We start from the raw sequence: 15,936 nt of genomic DNA on the forward strand, positions 1-15,936 counted from the left end.
TGTGGCATCACGCGTCGCGGCGCCTCAGCTGCGCGGCCGCTACGGCTACGGCGACCACGGCCCAGACACCCAGCACGACGAGGCCGACCCAGGGCGTGAGCGTCTGGGGCTCCCGCAGACTGGAGACGAAGCTCGCACCGGCCGTGCTCGGGAGGTACTTGCCCACGTCCTTCCCCCAGGTGCCGAGGACCGAGTTGAAGAGCACCGGCACCACCAGGACGGTCGCGAAGTAGGCGACGAGCGCGCCCGGGGTGCTGCGCACGATCCACCCGAGGGCACCGCCGATCACGCCGACCAGGGTGAGGTAGACACCCGTGCCGAGTGCCACCCGCAGCGCGGTCGGATCGCCGAGTCCGTACGACGCTCGGAAATGACCGATCACGCCCTCCCCGAGCAGGAAGGCGATCACCGAGGCGGTCGTCATTGACACCAGGACGATCGAGGTGAAGACCAGCAGCTTGGCCCACAGGACCGGCAGGCGCTTGGGTACGGCGGCCATCGTCGAGGCGATCATGCCGGTGGAGAACTCCCCGGAGACGAAGAGCACGCCGAGGGCGCCGATGAGCAACTGGCCGAGGTAGTACCCCTGCAGCGGCGAGGAGGCCACGACATCGTCCGGTTGCAGGTTCTTCGTGAGGTGGCGGGTGTTGTATCCGACGATGAGGGCCACCACCAGCATACCGAGCACGGCGCCGCCGAGGACCGCCCAGGACGACCGCAGCGACCGGAACTTGATGAACTCCGACCTCACGACCCGTGGCAACGAGACCGGTTCACTGCGGATCGATGTGGTCTCGTCGGATGCGGGGCGGTCTGTGTCGATCGCGGGGCTGCTCATGCTGCGTCCACCGTTTCGTCGTCGTGCTGAGGGGAGGTGCGCGAGCGGAAGGCGACCGAGTCCTCGGTGAGCGCCATGTATGCGTCCTCCAGCGACGCGTCCCGACTCGCCAGCTCGAACAGGGTCAGGGACGCCTCCGCGGCGATGGTGCCGATCCGGTCGGTGGACAGGCCCTCGACCTCGAGGGTGTCCCGCGCGACGTCGCGCACGGTGACGCCGTCCGAAGCCAACAGGCCTGCCAGCACTGTCGATTGGGGGCTGCGCACCCGCACCGATGCGACGGAGGCGTCGGCGATGAAGTCGGCCATCGACTGGTCGCGCAACAGCCTGCCTCGACCCACGACGATCACATGGTCCGCCGTCAGGGCCATCTCGCTCATCAGGTGGGAGGACAGGAAGACGGTGCGGCCTTCGGCGGCGAGCTGTTTGAGCAGGGTGCGGATCCACCGCACCCCGTCCGGATCCAGACCGTTGACCGGTTCGTCCAGGATCAGAGTGCGTGGATCGGCCAGCAGGGCCGTGGCGACTCCGAGGCGCTGACCCATCCCCAGTGAGAACGATCCCGCCCGGCGGGTCGCCACGTCGCTCAGCCCGACCAGATCGAGGACCTCGTCGACGCGGGACCGACCGATGCCCGCGGTGGCGCCGATCGCCAGCAGGTGGTTGCGCGCGGACCGGCCCGGGTGGATCGAGCGGGCCTCCAGCAGCGCGCCCACCTCGTGCAGGGGCCGGGCGTGCTGCGCGAACGGCTTGCCGTTGACCCGCACCGAACCCGTCGTCGGCGCGTCCAGTCCGATGATCATCCGCATGGTCGTGGACTTGCCCGCACCGTTCGGGCCGAGGAAACCGGTCACGATGCCGGGGCGCACGGTGAAGGTCAGGTCGTCGACCGCCGTCTTGTCGCCGTACTGCTTGCTCAGGTTCCGTACCTCGATCACTGCACGCCACTCATCCGCTTCATGGGTATGACGCTAGGTGGGCCAGCGTCGGCGCGCGTCGCCCGTCAGGACGGTCTTTCGAGGGGGCGACTCATCCCTCGGGTGGATGCCGCCGGGCTGCGGAGGGCGTGGGATTCGAACCCACGATGCCGTTGCCGACATAGCGGTTTTCAAGACCGCCGCACTAGGCCACTATGCGAGCCCTCCAGGCCGGCGTACGCCGAGCTGCCGCCATCGTAGTGGCGCTCGCCGGTCGTCGATGGATGGCCCGCGTGACCGACCAGGTGGTCGGTTTGCGTCGGTGGCCAGTGCTGCAGCCCTGGCCATGGACGCAGAACCTCCACGTGGTGGGCACGCCGACGTACGTCGCGCGCGCCACTCAGCCCCCCGCGCGACCAGTCACTCCGACGGGCGGGCACCCGCTTCTATGCTGGCGAGGTGACCCTCACGCTCCGGCTGCTCGACGCGGTCGCCTGGGGTGGGCAGGACATCGCGGGCGACCGGGTCCGCACCCTGCTGGCCGCCCTGGTCGCGGCCGGCAGTGAGGGCGTCGGCACGCACCGGCTCGCTGAGCTCATCTGGCCGGAGGATCCGCCGGCCGATCCGCGAAAGGCGTTGCAGGTCATCGTCTCCCGCACCCGTAAGCAGACCGCGCCCGAGGTGGTCGAGCTCCTCGGCACGCGCTATCGCTGCGGCCTGGAGGTCGACCGGGTCGATGCGTGGCGCCTGCAGCACTCGGTCCGCTCCGCGCGCCGCGCTGCCGCCGCCCAGGACTGGACGGCGGCCCGCAGCACTGCCGAGGAGGTCCTCGCCACGCCCGTCGGCGGCGCCGAACCCGGCGCGCTGGGAGATCTGCGTCAGGGCGCCCGCGACGACATCGACTCGACCCGCGCGGTGCTCGGTGAGGCGGCCAGCCGGCTGGGTGATCACGCACGCGCCGTACCGATCCTCCGGCCGCTGATCGCCGGCCCGACTCCCGCCGAACCCTTGCTGGAGGCCTATCTGCGCAGTGTGTCCGAGACGGCAGGCACCGCCGAGGCGCTGGCCGGGTACGACGCGTACCGGCGAACGCTGGCCGACCAGCTCGGCACCACGCCGGGCGAGCGCCTGCGGGCGCTGCACGCCGAGCTGCTCGCCCTGGAGGATCCCGAGCGCACGGGAGTGCGCTACGACGAGACCGATCTCATCGGTCGCGCCGCCGACGTGACCGCGGTGCGCGAACTGACCCGCACCACCCGGGTCGTGACCATCCTCGGGCCGGGTGGCCTCGGCAAGACCCGGTTGGCACATGTCATCGGGCGGGGGGCCGCACAGCCCGCGGTGCACTTCGTCGAACTCGCCGGAGTCGTCTCCGGTGACGGCGTTCTGCCCACCCTGGCCAGCGCTATCGGGGTCCGGGAGAGTACGACGAACAGGCCGGCGCGCTCGCGACCTGCGGACCTGCGGACGCGGTTGGTGGACCGCCTCGGGTCGGCGCCGACCCTGCTCATCCTGGACAACTGCGAGCAGGTGGTGGACGCCGTCGCCGACCTCGTAGCGGCGCTGATCACCCAGGTGCAGGCGCTGACCGTCCTCACCACCTCGCGGACGGCGCTCGGCATCCGCGCGGAGCGGGTCTACGCACTCCCCCAGCTGAGCCACGACGACGCCGCGACGCTGTTCCGCGACCGGGCGCAGGCGGCCCGACCCGGCGTCGAGCTGCGTGACGAGGACGTGGGGCCGCTCGTCGACCGGCTCGACGGGCTGCCGCTCGCGATCGAGCTTGCCGCGGCCCGGGTGCGTGCGATGTCGGTCTCCGCCATCGCGCAGCGCCTCGACCAGCGCTTCGCGCTCCTGCGAGGCGCCACTCGTGGTGTGCCCGAGCGCCATCAGACCCTGCAGGCCGTCATCGACTGGTCCTGGAATTTGCTCGACGCCGACGACCGCGACGCCCTGACCGCATTGTCGGCGTTCCACGACGGGTTCGACCTCGAAGGCGCCGAATGGGTCGTGGGTGCAACGGCATTCATCCACGTCGAGAGCCTGGTCTCGCAGTCGTTGCTCACGGTGGTCGAGGACGAGACTGTGCGCTACCGGATGTTGGAGACGGTGCGCGAGTTCGGCCGCGACGCGCTTGCCCGCACCGACCGTAGCGAGCAGGTGCGGCAGGCCCTGCGCGGATGGGCCCTGCACGTCAGCGGGACCGCTGCCGCCCGGTTCTTCGGCCCGGATCAGATCGAGACCATCGACGCGCTGAGCCGCGATGAGGGGAATCTGGCCGTCGAGCTGGACAGGGCCATCGCGGCCGAGGACGCCGAGGCGACCGCCGTGATCGGCGCGACCCTGGTCACCCTCTGGCAGGTGAGCGGCAACTTCCTGCGGGCCATCGATGCGTGCGACAGTGCCGCACAGGTGATCATGCAACACCCGATCAGGCCACAGGAGGCCGATGCCGCGCGCGGCATCCTCGCGTGGGCCGCCATGTTCCACAGCCTGTTCCGGGGCGCCGCCGAAGAGAATCTGCGCGACGCGCTGGACCTGCTCGGCCACGGCTCGGACCCGCGCACCTCCGCGCTGGTGCAGACCTCGGCCGTGCTCGCCCAGATCGCCGACCGCGACTCCACCGTCGCCGTGGACCGGCTCATCGCGATGTCGACGTCGCCGGACCGGCACGTGGCGGGGCTCGCGGCACGGTGGTGGATGCACATCGCGGAGAATGCCGGTGACCTGGACTCGGCACTGCATGCCGTGGACCTGGCCCTGGCCAACAGCGCCGACGAGGACGGGCCCTGGCAGTCGCACGCGCTGCGCGCCGAGCGGGCCGGGCTGCTGGTACAGGGCGGCCGCCGGATCGAAGCGGCGCGCGAGGCGGAGAAAGCGGTCGACGTCCTCGCACGGTTGCACGCGATCGAGGACGCCGCGCAGCAGCGGATGATCATCGCCTTCGGCGACATCGATGCCGGCGATCTGCCCGCAGCCCGGGCGCAGCTGCGGTACCTCGAGGAGGACGACACCAACAGCGCGCTGCCCGGGTGGAGTTCACTCGACCCGTTGCGAGCCGAACTGGCGCTGGCGGAGGGTGACTCGCAGCGGGGCGCAGGCCTGCACGCGGATGGGTGGACCCTCATGCAGCGGGTGACGATGCCGTTGATCGCGTCCTTCGACCGAACGGCACCATGGCTGCTCTTCGGCCGTGCGGCGTACCTGCACAGCATCATGCTGGCCGACGGACCCGGCAGAGCCGGTGTCCTCAGCTGCACGGCGTACGCCGAGGCGCTCGCAGCGCTGCACGACGCCCTCGCCGGGACGCTGGCCGACCTGGACCACCCCTCAGCCGGAGCCCTGGCGTTCGCGGTCGGTCGCTGGGCCGTGACGTACGAGCCGGACGCCGCGAACGGCGGCGCCCGGCTGATGGTGCTCGCGCATGCCTCCGGTTACAACCAGGTCTATCCCTCGATGGACTGGGACCGCGCGGTTCACGACGTGCAGCAGGTCGCGCCCGGTCTCATCGACCGGGCACGACCTGGCATCGGCGCCGACCCCGCCGCACGGTTCGAGCAACTGCGGGAGACGGTGCGGGATCTGCGGGATTCTCAGAGCTTGCGGCGGTAGGACCGCACCGACAACGGCGCGAAGATCGCGATGACGGCGGCGCAGCCGAGCAGGGCCCAGCCGACCTCGGGGGTGACGCTGCCGTCGTTCATCAGATCGCGCGCCGCGGTGACCACGTGCGAGACCGGGTTGACGTCGACGAACGCGCGCAGCCACCCGGGCATGGACCCGGCCGGCACGAAGGCGTTGGACAGGAACGTCAGCGGGAACATGATCATCATCGAGGTGCCCTGCACGCTCTGTGCGGACTTCATCACGGTGCCGACCCAGGTGAAGACCCAGGCCATCGACCATCCCGTGATGACCAGCAGCAGGACCGCGGCGAGCACCCCGAAGACGCCGCCGCCGGGCCGGTAGCCCATGACCAGACCGACCAGCACGGTGAGCGTGGAGGCGATCAGGTAGCGCACCAGGTCGGCCACCATCGGGCCGGCGAGCGGTGCGATTCGCGCGATCGGCAAGGACCGGAAGCGGTCGAAGACTCCCTTGTCCATGTCCTCGCGCAGCTGGGTGCCGGTCGCCACGCAGGCGGTGAGGACGGTCTGCGCCAGGATGCCGGGGATGATCAGCGGCAGATAGCGCCCGACGCTGCCGGAGACGGCGCCGCCGAACACGTAGGTGAACATCACCGTGAAGACGATCGGCAGCACCATCACGTCGACGAGTTGCTCGGGGTTGCGGCGCATCTTCATCAGGGCTCGCCACGCCATGCTGAAGGTCTGCTCAACCGTCGCGCGGGTGCCGACGTGCGGACGCGGCTGCACGACTTTCGTTGCGAGTGGTGTTGCCGTCGTTGAGGTTTCGAGCTGTGCGGTGGTCATCAGGCAACTCCCTGGTCGGTGGAACGGGATGAGTCGTGCTGGGTGTCCTCGCCGGTGAGCGCGAGGAAGACCTCGTCGAGGGTCGGCTTCTGCACCGAGAGCGACTCGACGGCGATGCCGGCCTCGCGCAGCGCGATCAGCACCCCACCGGCGCGGTCGGCGTCGGCGAGCGGGATCGTGAAGCCGGCGCGGTCAGGGGTGCGTACGGCGGTGTCGCCGATGAGGCGCTCGGCGATCCGGGCCGCCTCGGCGACCTGGCCGACGTCGCGGACGCCGAGCTGCAGGCTGGATCCGCCGACCTTCGCCTTGAGCTGGTCCGGGGTGCCTTCGGCGACCATCCGACCGTGGTCGATGACGGCGATGCGGTCGGCCAGCTGGTCGGCCTCGTCCAGGTACTGGGTGGTGAGCAGGACGGTGCACCCGTCGGCCACCAGGCCACGGATCGTCTCCCACATCTGGCCGCGGGTGCGCGGATCCAGACCGGTGGTCGGTTCGTCGAGGAAGATGACCGGCGGGCTGGTGATGAGGCTCGCCGCCAGGTCGAGCCGACGGCGCATGCCGCCGGAGAACTGCGCGATCTGCCGGTCGGCCGCCTCCGACAACCCGAACTGCTCGAGCAGTCGGGCGGCCCGCGCCCGTGCGTCCCGCAGCGAGAGTCCCTGCAGCCGGCCGAACAGCCGCAGATTCTCTGCAGCCGTGAGGTTCTCGTCCACCGAGGCGTACTGCCCGGTGACGCCGATCAGCTGCCGGATGATGTGCGGTGAGGCCTGCACGTCGTGCCCGAGGATGCGCGCCGTACCGGCATCGATGGGCAGCAGCGTGGCGAGCATCTTCAGCATGGTCGTCTTGCCGGCACCGTTGGGTCCGAGTACGCCGTAGATCTCACCCGGCCGCACCTGCAGGTCGATGCCGTCGACCGCGCGAGCCGCGCCGAACTGTTTGACCAGACCGGTCGCTTCGACGGCGAGCGGGCCGGTCGGCGCGGTGGAAAGGTGGGTGATCTGTGTGGTCATGGGGACACCGTGCGGCCATCCGGTTTCACGCCGGTGTCACGGCGCTTTCACCCGGTGTCACGAACGAGCGCAAGCTGACCGGTACGCCGCCGGTAGGGTCGAGCGCGACAACACACGCTAGGAGACCAGACATGGGCAAGCTGTCGTTTCTCGTCGGATTCGGCGCCGGGTACGTCTTCGGCGCCAAGGCGGGCGAGCGCCGCTACGAGCAGATCAAACTGCAGGCGGCCAAGGCCTGGGAGCACCCGGCGGTGCAGGAGCAGGTGACCAAGGCGAGCGAGCAGATCCGCGAGCGCGGTCCCGAGGTGGCCGCCGCGGCCGGCCAGGCAGCCGCCGCGGGTGCGGGGCAGGCCGTCAAGAACGCCGCCACCGCCGCGCTGCACGCAGCCACCGGCAAGAAGGAGGGGCCCGTCGTGCAGGGGACCATCGCCGAAGGCGCCTCGGCCGACGCTCCGGGCGGCGTACCGGTCGACGCGGACACGGTCGACGCACCGCCGGTGTCGTCGGAGCCCAATGCCGCGCGCGCCGCGGCCGAGACCGCCGAGGCGCACCCGGTCGACGCCGACACCGACAGCGGCGAGTCGAAACTGGACTGAGGACGCGTTTTCCGACGCGCCCGGCGGTGTGGGCTTTTGACACCGGGCCGCAGGCGTCTACGGTGAAGAACGATCGCGTGCCGCGGAATACCGCTGAATTGTGGGTATGCCGTGCACCATCAGTACCGTCAGCTCCGCCGGTCACGCGCCGGCGGGCGGATCCGGCCAGCGCCGGATCCGATCCCTCTTCAAGCGAACGAACAGAACAGGACTTCCATGAACCGCACTGACCTTGCGAGCACCATTGCGCAGCGCACCGGCGTCAGCGTCAAGGACGCCACCTCGGTGATCACCGGCCTGAACGACGTCATCCTCGAGGCCATCGGCCGCGGCGAGAAGGTGCAGCTGCCCGGTCTGCTGACCGTCGAGCGCGTCGAGCGTGCGGCTCGCACCGGACGTAACCCGCAGACCGGCGCCGAGATCCAGATCCCCGCGTCGCACGCGGCGAAGGTCACCGCCGGCAGCAAGCTGAAGGCCGCCGCGAAGGGCTGACCGCTCCACACACCTGCAAAAGGCCCCTCACCAGTGATGGTGAGGGGCCTTTCGTTGCCTCCCCCGGATGGCAGGCACGTGTCCTGGTGTCAGGCACGAACCGAGCTGCGGCGGTTGCCGACGCGAGTCCAGATCAGGAGCGCGATGACGGCGCCGATGATCGATCCGATGATGCCGGACGGCTGCAGGAAGCCGCCTCCGGCGTCCTTGTGGAAGATCACGTAGCCGAGGAATCCGCCGATGAACGAGCCGACGATGCCGAGCACGATGGTCATGAGGATGGAGATGTCCTGCTTGCCCGGGACGATGAGGCGGGCGATCGCGCCCGCGATCAGTCCGACGACGACGATGGTGATGATGAGACCCAACATGGCGAGCCTTCCGATAGAGGAACTGTGTACTGCTAGAGATTTTCACCCCTAGGGCTGCTGCAACACACCCCTAGGGAGGTTTAACGTGGAGGAGTGCCCCAAGCCCCCATCACCGTCGCCCTGGTGGACGACTACGACGTCGTCCTGCTCGGCGTCGCGAAGATCATCGACCAGTACCGCGACCGGGTGATCATCGCCGAGATCGATACCAACCAACCACTGAAGGACACCGTCGATGTCGTGCTCTACGACGCGTTCGCTCAGCCGGAGTCCGACCGCGAGGAGATCGGGGTTCTCATCCGCAGCCCCTGCGCGCGCAAGGTGATCGTCTACACCTGGAACTTCCACCCCGAGCTGGTCGAGAGCGCGCAGCGGCAGGGTGTGCACGGCTACCTGTCCAAGGCGCTTCCCGCCCGGGAGTTCATCGCGGCCATCGAGGCGGTGCACGCGGGCGAGATCGTCGTCAGCAATCCGCCGGGCCGCGCCCGCCCGGTGACCGGGCTGGACTGGCCCGGCCGCGAAGAGGGGCTCACCGAGCGCGAGTCGGAGATCCTGGCCCTGATCACCCAGGGCCACAGCAACGCGGAGGTGTCCTCACGCACCTTCCTCAGCCCCAACACCGTCAAGTCCTACATCCGCGCGATCTATCGCAAGATCGATGTGTCCAGCCGCACCCAGGCCGTGCTGTGGGGCGTCGACAACGGCTTCTCACCCGACCATCGACGGATCGATCACTGGCGTGGAGGTCCGTGACCGGTAGGTCTCCCGCGATCCGGTGCGGGTTCGATACCGTCCGAAGATGACGCAGGACGGCGCTCCACCCAAGGTCGTGATCGTGGTCGGTGTCGACGGGTCGGAGTCGGCGACGCATGCGGGCGCGTACGCCGTCGGCATGGCCCGCCGGATGAACGCCACCCTCGTCGCCGTCTACGTGCACACCCTCGGCGTGTACGCCGCCGCCGCACCCGCCGCCATCCCGCTGCTGCGGGAGACCCAGGCCGGAGTGGTCGCCGACATGCGCCGCCAGATCGCCCAGTCCGGGGTCGTCGACGACCTCGACTTCGAGATGGTCGAGCGGCACGGCAATCCCTACAAGGAGATCGTGGCGGTCGCCATCGAGCGCCGCGCCGATGCAGTGGTGGTCGGTGCCTCCAGCCAGGCCGGCCACCGTCTCGTGGGCTCGCTCGCGGTCCACCTGGTGCGCGACGCCAAGTGGCCGGTCACCGTCGTCCCCTAGCTCACCCTCGTCAGCCGCCCGTCGACACTGCGTCGCGACGGTCGTGCGTATTCGTGTCTCGATGATCCCCCAGAGATCTGTCCTCAGTGACGCTGCACGTAGGAGATCTGCGCTCGGTCGTGATCAGCCGACGTCCTGCGACCGAAGTCCGGCGAGCAGCAGCCGCACCATCCGCTCCGCGCGTCCGCCACCTCGGCTCGGGGTCGGGCCGCCGTCGTGGCACAGGTTCGCCACGGCGCCCAGGAACTCCCCCGCGACCACACGCTGGCTGATGTCCCCGGACTCGGTCGCTGCGTCGAGCAGACGCTCGAGAGTCGGAGCCAGGCGCGTCGAGAAGTACTCCGCGAGCGGCTCGTATGCGGGATCCCCCGAGTGCAGAGCTCCCGCGAGTCCACGCTTGGTGGCGACGAACTGGGTGTAGCGCATGACCCAACGGTCCAACGCTTCGCCGGGAGGGTACGCGGCCTCGAGGTCGGTGGCCGCCGCGACGCAGGCGTCCATCTCGCGTCGGAAGACCGCCGAGATGAGGTCGGAACGCAGCGGGAAGTGGCGATAGAGCGTTCCCACACCCACGCCGGCCCGCTCGGCGATGGACCGCACCGGCGCGTCGACACCCGACTCGGCGAAGACCGCCTTGGCCGCCTCCACCAGCGCGTCGACGTTCAACCGGGCGTCCGCGCGCTGGCGGCGCGGCTCCCCGCCGTCCCCGTCCGTGGTGCGAGGCACGCGATATCTCCTCGGTAAAAGGAACATGATTCCGGATAGGCTGCTATCTTAGAGGAACGACGTTCCGCTAAGCCGCAGCATTCGTGAGAACTGCAGTGTCCACGATGCGCGACGGCCAGTACATGCCCGCCCACGCCTGACGACTCACCTCCAGGAGCACTCGGATGAAGTACCGCACACTCGGCCGCACCGGCATCAAGGTCACTCCCTACGCCCTCGGCGCGATGATGCTCGGCTCGCTCGGAAACCCCGACCGCCAGGACGGGATCCGCATCATCCACCGAGCGCTGGACGCCGGCATCAACTTCGTCGACACCGCCGACCGCTACGGGGACTCCGAGGAAGTGGTCGGCGAGGCACTGAAGGGCCGGCGCGACGAGGTCGTTCTCGCCACGAAGTTCTGGGGACCCGTCGACGACGACGTCAACCATCGGGGCGCCTCCCGTCGGTGGATCATGCAGGCCGTCGAGCGTTCGCTGCGCCGCCTGCAGACCGACCACATCGACCTCTACCAGCTGCACCGGCCCGACCCGGACACGGACATCGACGAGACCCTCTCAGCGCTCACCGACCTCGTGCGTCAGGGAAAGGTCCGCGCGATCGGCACGTCGTCGATGCGTGGGTCGGAGATCGTCGAGGCCCAATGGATGTCCGAGCGGCGGGGATTCGAACGGTTCCGCACCGAGCAGCCGAACTACTCGATCCTGGACCGCGAGATCGAGAGGGAGATCCTCCCGGTTGCCGAACGCTACGGAATGGGCACGCTCGTCTACAGCCCGCTCGCCGGCGGCACCCTCACCGGCCGCTACCGGGCGAACCAGGACAACGACAACTTCCGCTCGGCGCGTACCAGCATGCGCCACTTCCGGGACGAACGGCGCCTCGCTGCCGTCGAGCAGCTCATCGCGCTGTCCGACGACCTCGGCGTGAAGATCACGCACCTCGCGATGGCGTTCGCCATCGCCCACCCGGGCGTCACGTCCGCCATCGCCGGGCCACGCACGATGGAGCAGCTCGAGGACACCCTCGCCGGGGTGGACCTGGAGCTCTTGGACGACGTGCTCGACCGTATCGACGCGATCGTCCCGCCCGGGGAGAGCATCGGCGCGATGGACATGGTCTACCGCGGGCCTGCGGTCGGCGACCAGACCATGCGCCGACGCCCCGCCGCAGAGCGCTCAGCCGCCTGATCGTGACGTTCCCGACGCGACGGCGGTCGATGCCGACAGCTGATCGGCGCGACTCTGCTCCGCAGCTGCTCGGATCTGGGTCAGATATGGATGGCCGGATCCGCCCACACGTCGTACGGGTCGTCGCCCGCGTGCACGAACCGCACCTTGGCCGGTATGCCGGTCGCGACCGCCCGCGGCGGAACGTCCTTGACCACCACGGCGTTCGCGCCGATCTGCGCCTCCGGACCGACCCGGATCGGGCCGAGCACCCGGGCGCCCGCACCGATGGTGACGCGGTCCCCGACGGTCGGGTGGCGCTTGACACGATTCAGCGAACGACCGCCCAGCGTCACGCCGTGGTAGAGCAGCACGTCATCGCCCACCTCGGCGGTCTCCCCGATGACCACACCCATCCCGTGGTCGATGAAGAGACGCTTGCCGATCGTCGCGCCCGGGTGGATCTCCACCCCGGTCGCCGCCCGGGCAGCCTGCGAGACCAACCGGGCCGGCAGCCGCCAGCGACCGCCGCGGGACCACATCCGGTGGGCCGCGCGGTGCATCCAGACCGCCTGCAGGCCCGGCGACGTCAGCACCATCTCTACCCGGGAGGTGGCGGCCGGGTCCCGGGCGATCGCCGCGTCCACGTCCTGCAGGAACGCGGCGTACGTGCCGCGCAGCCCGCGGGACAGCTGGCCGTCGGTGAGGGTGGGCACCGTCAGTCGACCAGACCCTCGAAGAGGATGGTGGACAGGTAGCGCTCGCCGAAGCTCGGGATGATGACCACGATGGTCTTGCCGGCGTTCTCCGGCCGGGCGGCCACCTGGGCGGCGGCGGCCAGCGCCGTGCCGGAGGACAGCCCGACGAGCAGGCCCTCCTCGCGGGCGGCCTTGCGAGCCCACTCCACGGAGGTCTGCGCGTTGATGTCGATGACCTCGTCGTAGATCTCGCGGTCGAGGATCTCCGGCACGAAGTTGGCACCGAGGCCCTGGATCTTGTGGGGGCCGGGCTGGCCGCCGTTCAGGATCGGGGACTCCTCGGGCTCCACGGCGATCATCTGCACGCTCGGCTTACGCTCCTTCAGCACCTGACCGACGCCGGTGATGGTGCCACCGGTGCCGATGCCGGCGACGACGATGTCGACCTTGCCGTCGGTGTCGCGCCAGATCTCCTCGGCGGTCGTACGACGGTGCACCTCGGGGTTGGCCTTGTTGGCGAACTGGCGGGCCAGGACCCCGCCGCGCTCCTGGGCGATCTGCTCGGCGCGGGCGACGGCGCCCTTCATGCCCTCGGCCGCGGGGGTGAGAATCAGCTCCGCGCCGAAGCCGCGCAGCAGCGCGCGGCGCTCCTTGCTCATGCTCTCCGGCATGGCCAGGACCACGTCGTACCCCTTGGCGGCGCCGACCATGGCGAGCGCGATGCCGGTGTTGCCGGAGGTGGCCTCGACGATCGTGCCGCCCGGCTTCAGCTCGCCGCTGTCCTCGGCCGCCTTGATGATGGCCGCGCCGATACGGTCCTTCACGGAGGCACCGGGGTTCTGGAACTCCAGCTTCGCCGCGACGACGGTGCCGCTGTCGGCCGTGTCGATGATCCGGTTGATCCGGACCAGCGGCGTGTTGCCGATCGCCTGGGTGACGTCGTCGAGAATGGGCATGCGATCCGCCTTCGGGTCGTGGCCCCGTCACGGGGCGTTTGAGGCCTGCATCTGCGGCAACCGCCGCGTGGTTATGCCTATTCCAACAGGCCGTTATCACCCTCGCAAGCTGGGGGCTCGCGGGGGCGGGTTACTGCCGGGTCCATCTGCCCACCAGCCCGGTGCCCGGCGTACCGCTCAGTAGCTCGTCAGTAGGATCGCGACCATGTCAGCACTGCAGATCGTGGCCGGCGTGATCGTGACCGCCATCTCGCTGGCGGGCCTGGTGCTGCTGGTGCGCGCCGTACGCCGGATGCTCACGACGTTCCGCGTCGGACGGCCCGTCACCCGCACCGACCGGCCGGGCGCGCGCACGGTCACGCTGCTGCGGGAGTTCCTCGGGCACACCCGGATGTCGCGGCTGCCCGTGGTCGCCGCGGCCCACTGGTTCACGATGATCTCCTTCGGGCTGCTCTTCTTCACGCTGCTCACCGCGTACGGCCAGATCTTCGACCCGACCTGGACGATCCCGGTGCTCGGCCACTTCTTCCTCTACGAGTGGTTCGCGGAGTTCTTCTCCTGGGGCGGCCTGATCGGCATCTGCTACCTCATCTACAACCGCCGCAAGCTGCACCCGGCGCGCGCCACCGGCCGCGACGGGCGCTGGTCGCGCTTCTTCGGGTCGACGTTCTGGCAGGCCTATTACGTCGAGCTCACGATCCTCGGCGTCGTGCTCTGCGTGCTCGCGCTGCGCGGCCTGGAGTACAAGGTCGACGCGGGTGCCAGCGCGTTCCACTACCCGTTGACGTTCTTCATCGGCGACGCGTTCGGCGGTCTGCCGCACCACACCATCAAGGCGCTGATCGTGGTCATCGCGACCATCAAGATCGTGATCTCGATGGCCTGGATGATCACCATCTCGCTCAACACGACGATGGGTGTCGCCTGGCACCGCTTCCTGGCGTTCCCGAACATCTGGTTCAAGCGCGAGGCCACCGGCCGCACCGCGCTGGGCGGGCTGCAGCCGATGGTGGTCGACGGTGAGCCGGTCACGATGGAGTCCCTCGAGGACCTCGACGAGGACGCCGTGCTCGGCGTCGGCAAGGTCGAGGACTTCACCTGGAAGGGCCTGCTCGACTTCTCCACCTGCACCGAGTGCGGCCGCTGCCAGAGCCAGTGCCCGGCCTGGAACACCGAGAAGCCGCTGTCGCCCAAACTGCTGATGATGACGCTGCGCGACCACTCGGCCGCCAAGGCGCCGTACCTGCTGGCGGCGGAGTCGGCGCGCGCCGACCTCCCCGCGGCGACCGCTGCGCTGGCCGACCTGCCGCTCATCGGCGAGACCGGGTACGACGTGGCGAACCCGCTGACGGCGTACAACCCGCACGGACCGGATGCCGTCATTGACCAGGACGTGCTCTGGTCGTGCACCACCTGCGGCGCCTGCGTAGAGCAGTGCCCCGTCGACATCGAGCACGTCGACCACATCGTCGACATGCGGCGCAACCAGGTGCTCATCGAGTCGGCGTTCCCGAACGAGCTGTCCGGCCTCTTCAAGAACCTGGAGAACAAGGCCAACCCGTGGGGTATGTCGGCCCGCGCGCGGCTGGACTGGGCCAAAGGTCTGCCGTTCGAGGTCAAGGTCTTCGGCCAGGACGTCGAGTCGCTGTCCGAGGTCGACTACCTCTTCTGGGTGGGGTGCGCAGGCGCGTACGAGGACCGCGCCAAGAAGACGACGCGCGCGGTCGCGGAGCTGCTCGACACGGCGGGCGTGTCCTTCGCCGTCCTCGGTGACGGCGAGTCCTGCACCGGTGACCCCGCACGCCGCGCGGGCAACGAGATGCTCTTCCAGGCCCTCGCCAGTCAGAACGTCGAGGTGCTGAACGAGGCGGGCGCGACCAAGATCGTGGTCACCTGCGCGCACTGCTTCAACACCCTCAAGAACGAGTACCCGCAGATGGGCGGCAACTACGAGGTCGTACACCACACCCAGCTGCTGAACCGGCTGGTGCGCGACAAGCAGCTGGTGCCGGTGGCCCGCCCGGACCAGGCCGACACCTCGGGTGTGGCCTCGACGGCGTCGACCGTCACCTACCACGACCCGTGCTACCTCGGTCGGCACAACAACGTGTACGCCGCGCCGCGCGAGCTGATCGGCGCGCTGCCCGGTGTCGAGCTCAAGGAGATGGAGCGCTCCGGTATCACCTCCTTCTGCTGCGGCGCCGGCGGCGCACGCATGTGGATGGAGGAGAAGCTCGGCACTCGCATCAACCTCAACCGCACCAAGGAGGCCGTCGCGACGGGGGCGGACCGCATCGCGATCGGCTGCCCGTTCTGCCGGGTGATGATGACCGACGGTCTGACCGCGGAACAAGCCAACGGCGACGCCCGCGAAGAGGTCGAGGTGGTGGACGTGGCGAACATGCTGCTGGCGGCTGTGCGCCGCGGGGGCGACGGTCAGCAGGAGCGCCCGGAGCGCAGCGAGGATGCACCGCAACCCGCTTGAGCGGT

Annotated in this window: 15 protein-coding genes and 1 tRNA gene; 7 read left to right on the forward strand and 9 right to left on the reverse strand. The window is 69.7% G+C overall.

Annotation, left to right across the window (positions count from 1 at the left end; all coding sequences use genetic code 11):
• Nucleotides 1–7: 7 nt before the first annotated feature.
• The 3 genes from JOB34_RS00845 to JOB34_RS00855 form a co-directional block, all read right to left on the reverse strand.
• The gene (locus JOB34_RS00845) at nt 8–838 is read right to left on the reverse strand and encodes a hypothetical protein (protein WP_208050948.1); all 831 of its coding nucleotides are present in this window, start codon (nt 836–838) and stop codon (nt 8–10) included.
• A complete protein-coding gene (locus JOB34_RS00850) occupies nt 835–1,776 on the reverse strand; it encodes an ATP-binding cassette domain-containing protein (protein ID WP_208050949.1) in 942 nt (313 codons plus the stop codon). Before JOB34_RS00850 ends, JOB34_RS00845 begins: the two co-directional genes overlap by 4 nt.
• Nucleotides 1,777–1,896: 120 nt before the next feature.
• A tRNA-Ser gene (locus JOB34_RS00855) sits at nt 1,897–1,983 on the reverse strand.
• 231 nt (nt 1,984–2,214) lie between these two features.
• Here JOB34_RS00855 and JOB34_RS00860 point away from each other — a divergent pair.
• Nucleotides 2,215–5,367: a BTAD domain-containing putative transcriptional regulator gene (locus JOB34_RS00860; RefSeq protein WP_208050950.1), complete on the forward strand. Its 3,153-nt coding sequence runs from the start codon at nt 2,215–2,217 to the stop codon at nt 5,365–5,367.
• Here the strand turns inward: JOB34_RS00860 and JOB34_RS00865 are convergent.
• Nucleotides 5,349–6,188, reverse strand: a complete 840-nt coding sequence (locus JOB34_RS00865) for an ABC transporter permease (protein WP_208050951.1) — start codon at nt 6,186–6,188, stop codon at nt 5,349–5,351. The genes JOB34_RS00860 and JOB34_RS00865 overlap by 19 nt on opposite strands.
• Nucleotides 6,188–7,201, reverse strand: coding sequence for an ATP-binding cassette domain-containing protein (locus JOB34_RS00870; protein ID WP_208050952.1), 1,014 nt, complete (start codon nt 7,199–7,201; stop codon nt 6,188–6,190). Before JOB34_RS00870 ends, JOB34_RS00865 begins: the two co-directional genes overlap by 1 nt.
• Before the next feature lie 131 nt (nt 7,202–7,332).
• On the opposite strand from JOB34_RS00870, the gene JOB34_RS00875 reads away from it, so the two are divergent.
• Both JOB34_RS00875 and JOB34_RS00880 read left to right on the forward strand, forming a co-directional pair.
• Nucleotides 7,333–7,797, forward strand: coding sequence for a hypothetical protein (locus tag JOB34_RS00875; RefSeq protein WP_208050953.1), 465 nt, complete (start codon nt 7,333–7,335; stop codon nt 7,795–7,797).
• A 216-nt stretch (nt 7,798–8,013) separates the two neighbouring features.
• Complete coding sequence (locus tag JOB34_RS00880) at nt 8,014–8,289, forward strand: HU family DNA-binding protein (RefSeq protein ID WP_179478420.1); 276 nt, start codon at nt 8,014–8,016, stop codon at nt 8,287–8,289.
• An 89-nt stretch (nt 8,290–8,378) separates the two neighbouring features.
• Here JOB34_RS00880 and JOB34_RS00885 read toward each other — a convergent pair whose 3' ends face one another.
• Entirely contained in the window at nt 8,379–8,660 is a 282-nt protein-coding gene (locus JOB34_RS00885; RefSeq protein WP_179478419.1) for a GlsB/YeaQ/YmgE family stress response membrane protein, read from the reverse strand.
• Nucleotides 8,661–8,753: 93 nt separating this feature from the next.
• Here JOB34_RS00885 and JOB34_RS00890 point away from each other — a divergent pair, with 93 nt between their 5' ends.
• Nucleotides 8,754–9,413, forward strand: coding sequence for a response regulator transcription factor (locus tag JOB34_RS00890; protein WP_347813677.1), 660 nt, complete (start codon nt 8,754–8,756; stop codon nt 9,411–9,413).
• Nucleotides 9,414–9,459: 46 nt separating this feature from the next.
• Nucleotides 9,460–9,897: a universal stress protein gene (locus JOB34_RS00895; protein ID WP_208050954.1), complete on the forward strand. Its 438-nt coding sequence runs from the start codon at nt 9,460–9,462 to the stop codon at nt 9,895–9,897.
• A gap of 123 nt (nt 9,898–10,020) precedes the next feature.
• Here the strand turns inward: JOB34_RS00895 and JOB34_RS00900 are convergent, their stop codons facing one another.
• Nucleotides 10,021–10,623 carry a TetR/AcrR family transcriptional regulator gene (locus JOB34_RS00900; RefSeq protein WP_347813678.1) on the reverse strand — a complete coding sequence of 201 codons (603 nt, stop codon included), beginning with the start codon at nt 10,621–10,623 and terminating at the stop codon, nt 10,021–10,023.
• A gap of 164 nt (nt 10,624–10,787) precedes the next feature.
• Between JOB34_RS00900 and JOB34_RS00905 the strand changes: the two genes are divergently transcribed.
• The gene (locus JOB34_RS00905) at nt 10,788–11,813 is read left to right on the forward strand and encodes an aldo/keto reductase (protein WP_208050956.1); all 1,026 of its coding nucleotides are present in this window, start codon (nt 10,788–10,790) and stop codon (nt 11,811–11,813) included.
• An 80-nt stretch (nt 11,814–11,893) separates the two neighbouring features.
• Here the strand turns inward: JOB34_RS00905 and epsC are convergent, their stop codons facing one another.
• Both epsC and cysK read right to left on the reverse strand, forming a co-directional pair.
• Nucleotides 11,894–12,484: a serine O-acetyltransferase EpsC gene (gene epsC, locus JOB34_RS00910; protein ID WP_218883839.1), complete on the reverse strand. Its 591-nt coding sequence runs from the start codon at nt 12,482–12,484 to the stop codon at nt 11,894–11,896.
• Between the two features lie 26 nt (nt 12,485–12,510).
• On the reverse strand, nt 12,511–13,446 hold the full coding sequence (gene cysK / locus JOB34_RS00915) for a cysteine synthase A (protein WP_208050957.1): 936 nt from the start codon (nt 13,444–13,446) through the stop codon (nt 12,511–12,513).
• A gap of 205 nt (nt 13,447–13,651) precedes the next feature.
• On the opposite strand from cysK, the gene JOB34_RS00920 reads away from it, so the two are divergent.
• On the forward strand, nt 13,652–15,931 hold the full coding sequence (locus tag JOB34_RS00920; RefSeq protein ID WP_208050958.1) for a (Fe-S)-binding protein: 2,280 nt from the start codon (nt 13,652–13,654) through the stop codon (nt 15,929–15,931).
• Nucleotides 15,932–15,936 lie beyond the last annotated feature (5 nt).

The sequence above is a fragment of the Allobranchiibius sp. GilTou38 genome (genome assembly GCF_017565325.1).
Taxonomy (GTDB): domain Bacteria; phylum Actinomycetota; class Actinomycetes; order Actinomycetales; family Dermatophilaceae; genus Allobranchiibius; species Allobranchiibius huperziae.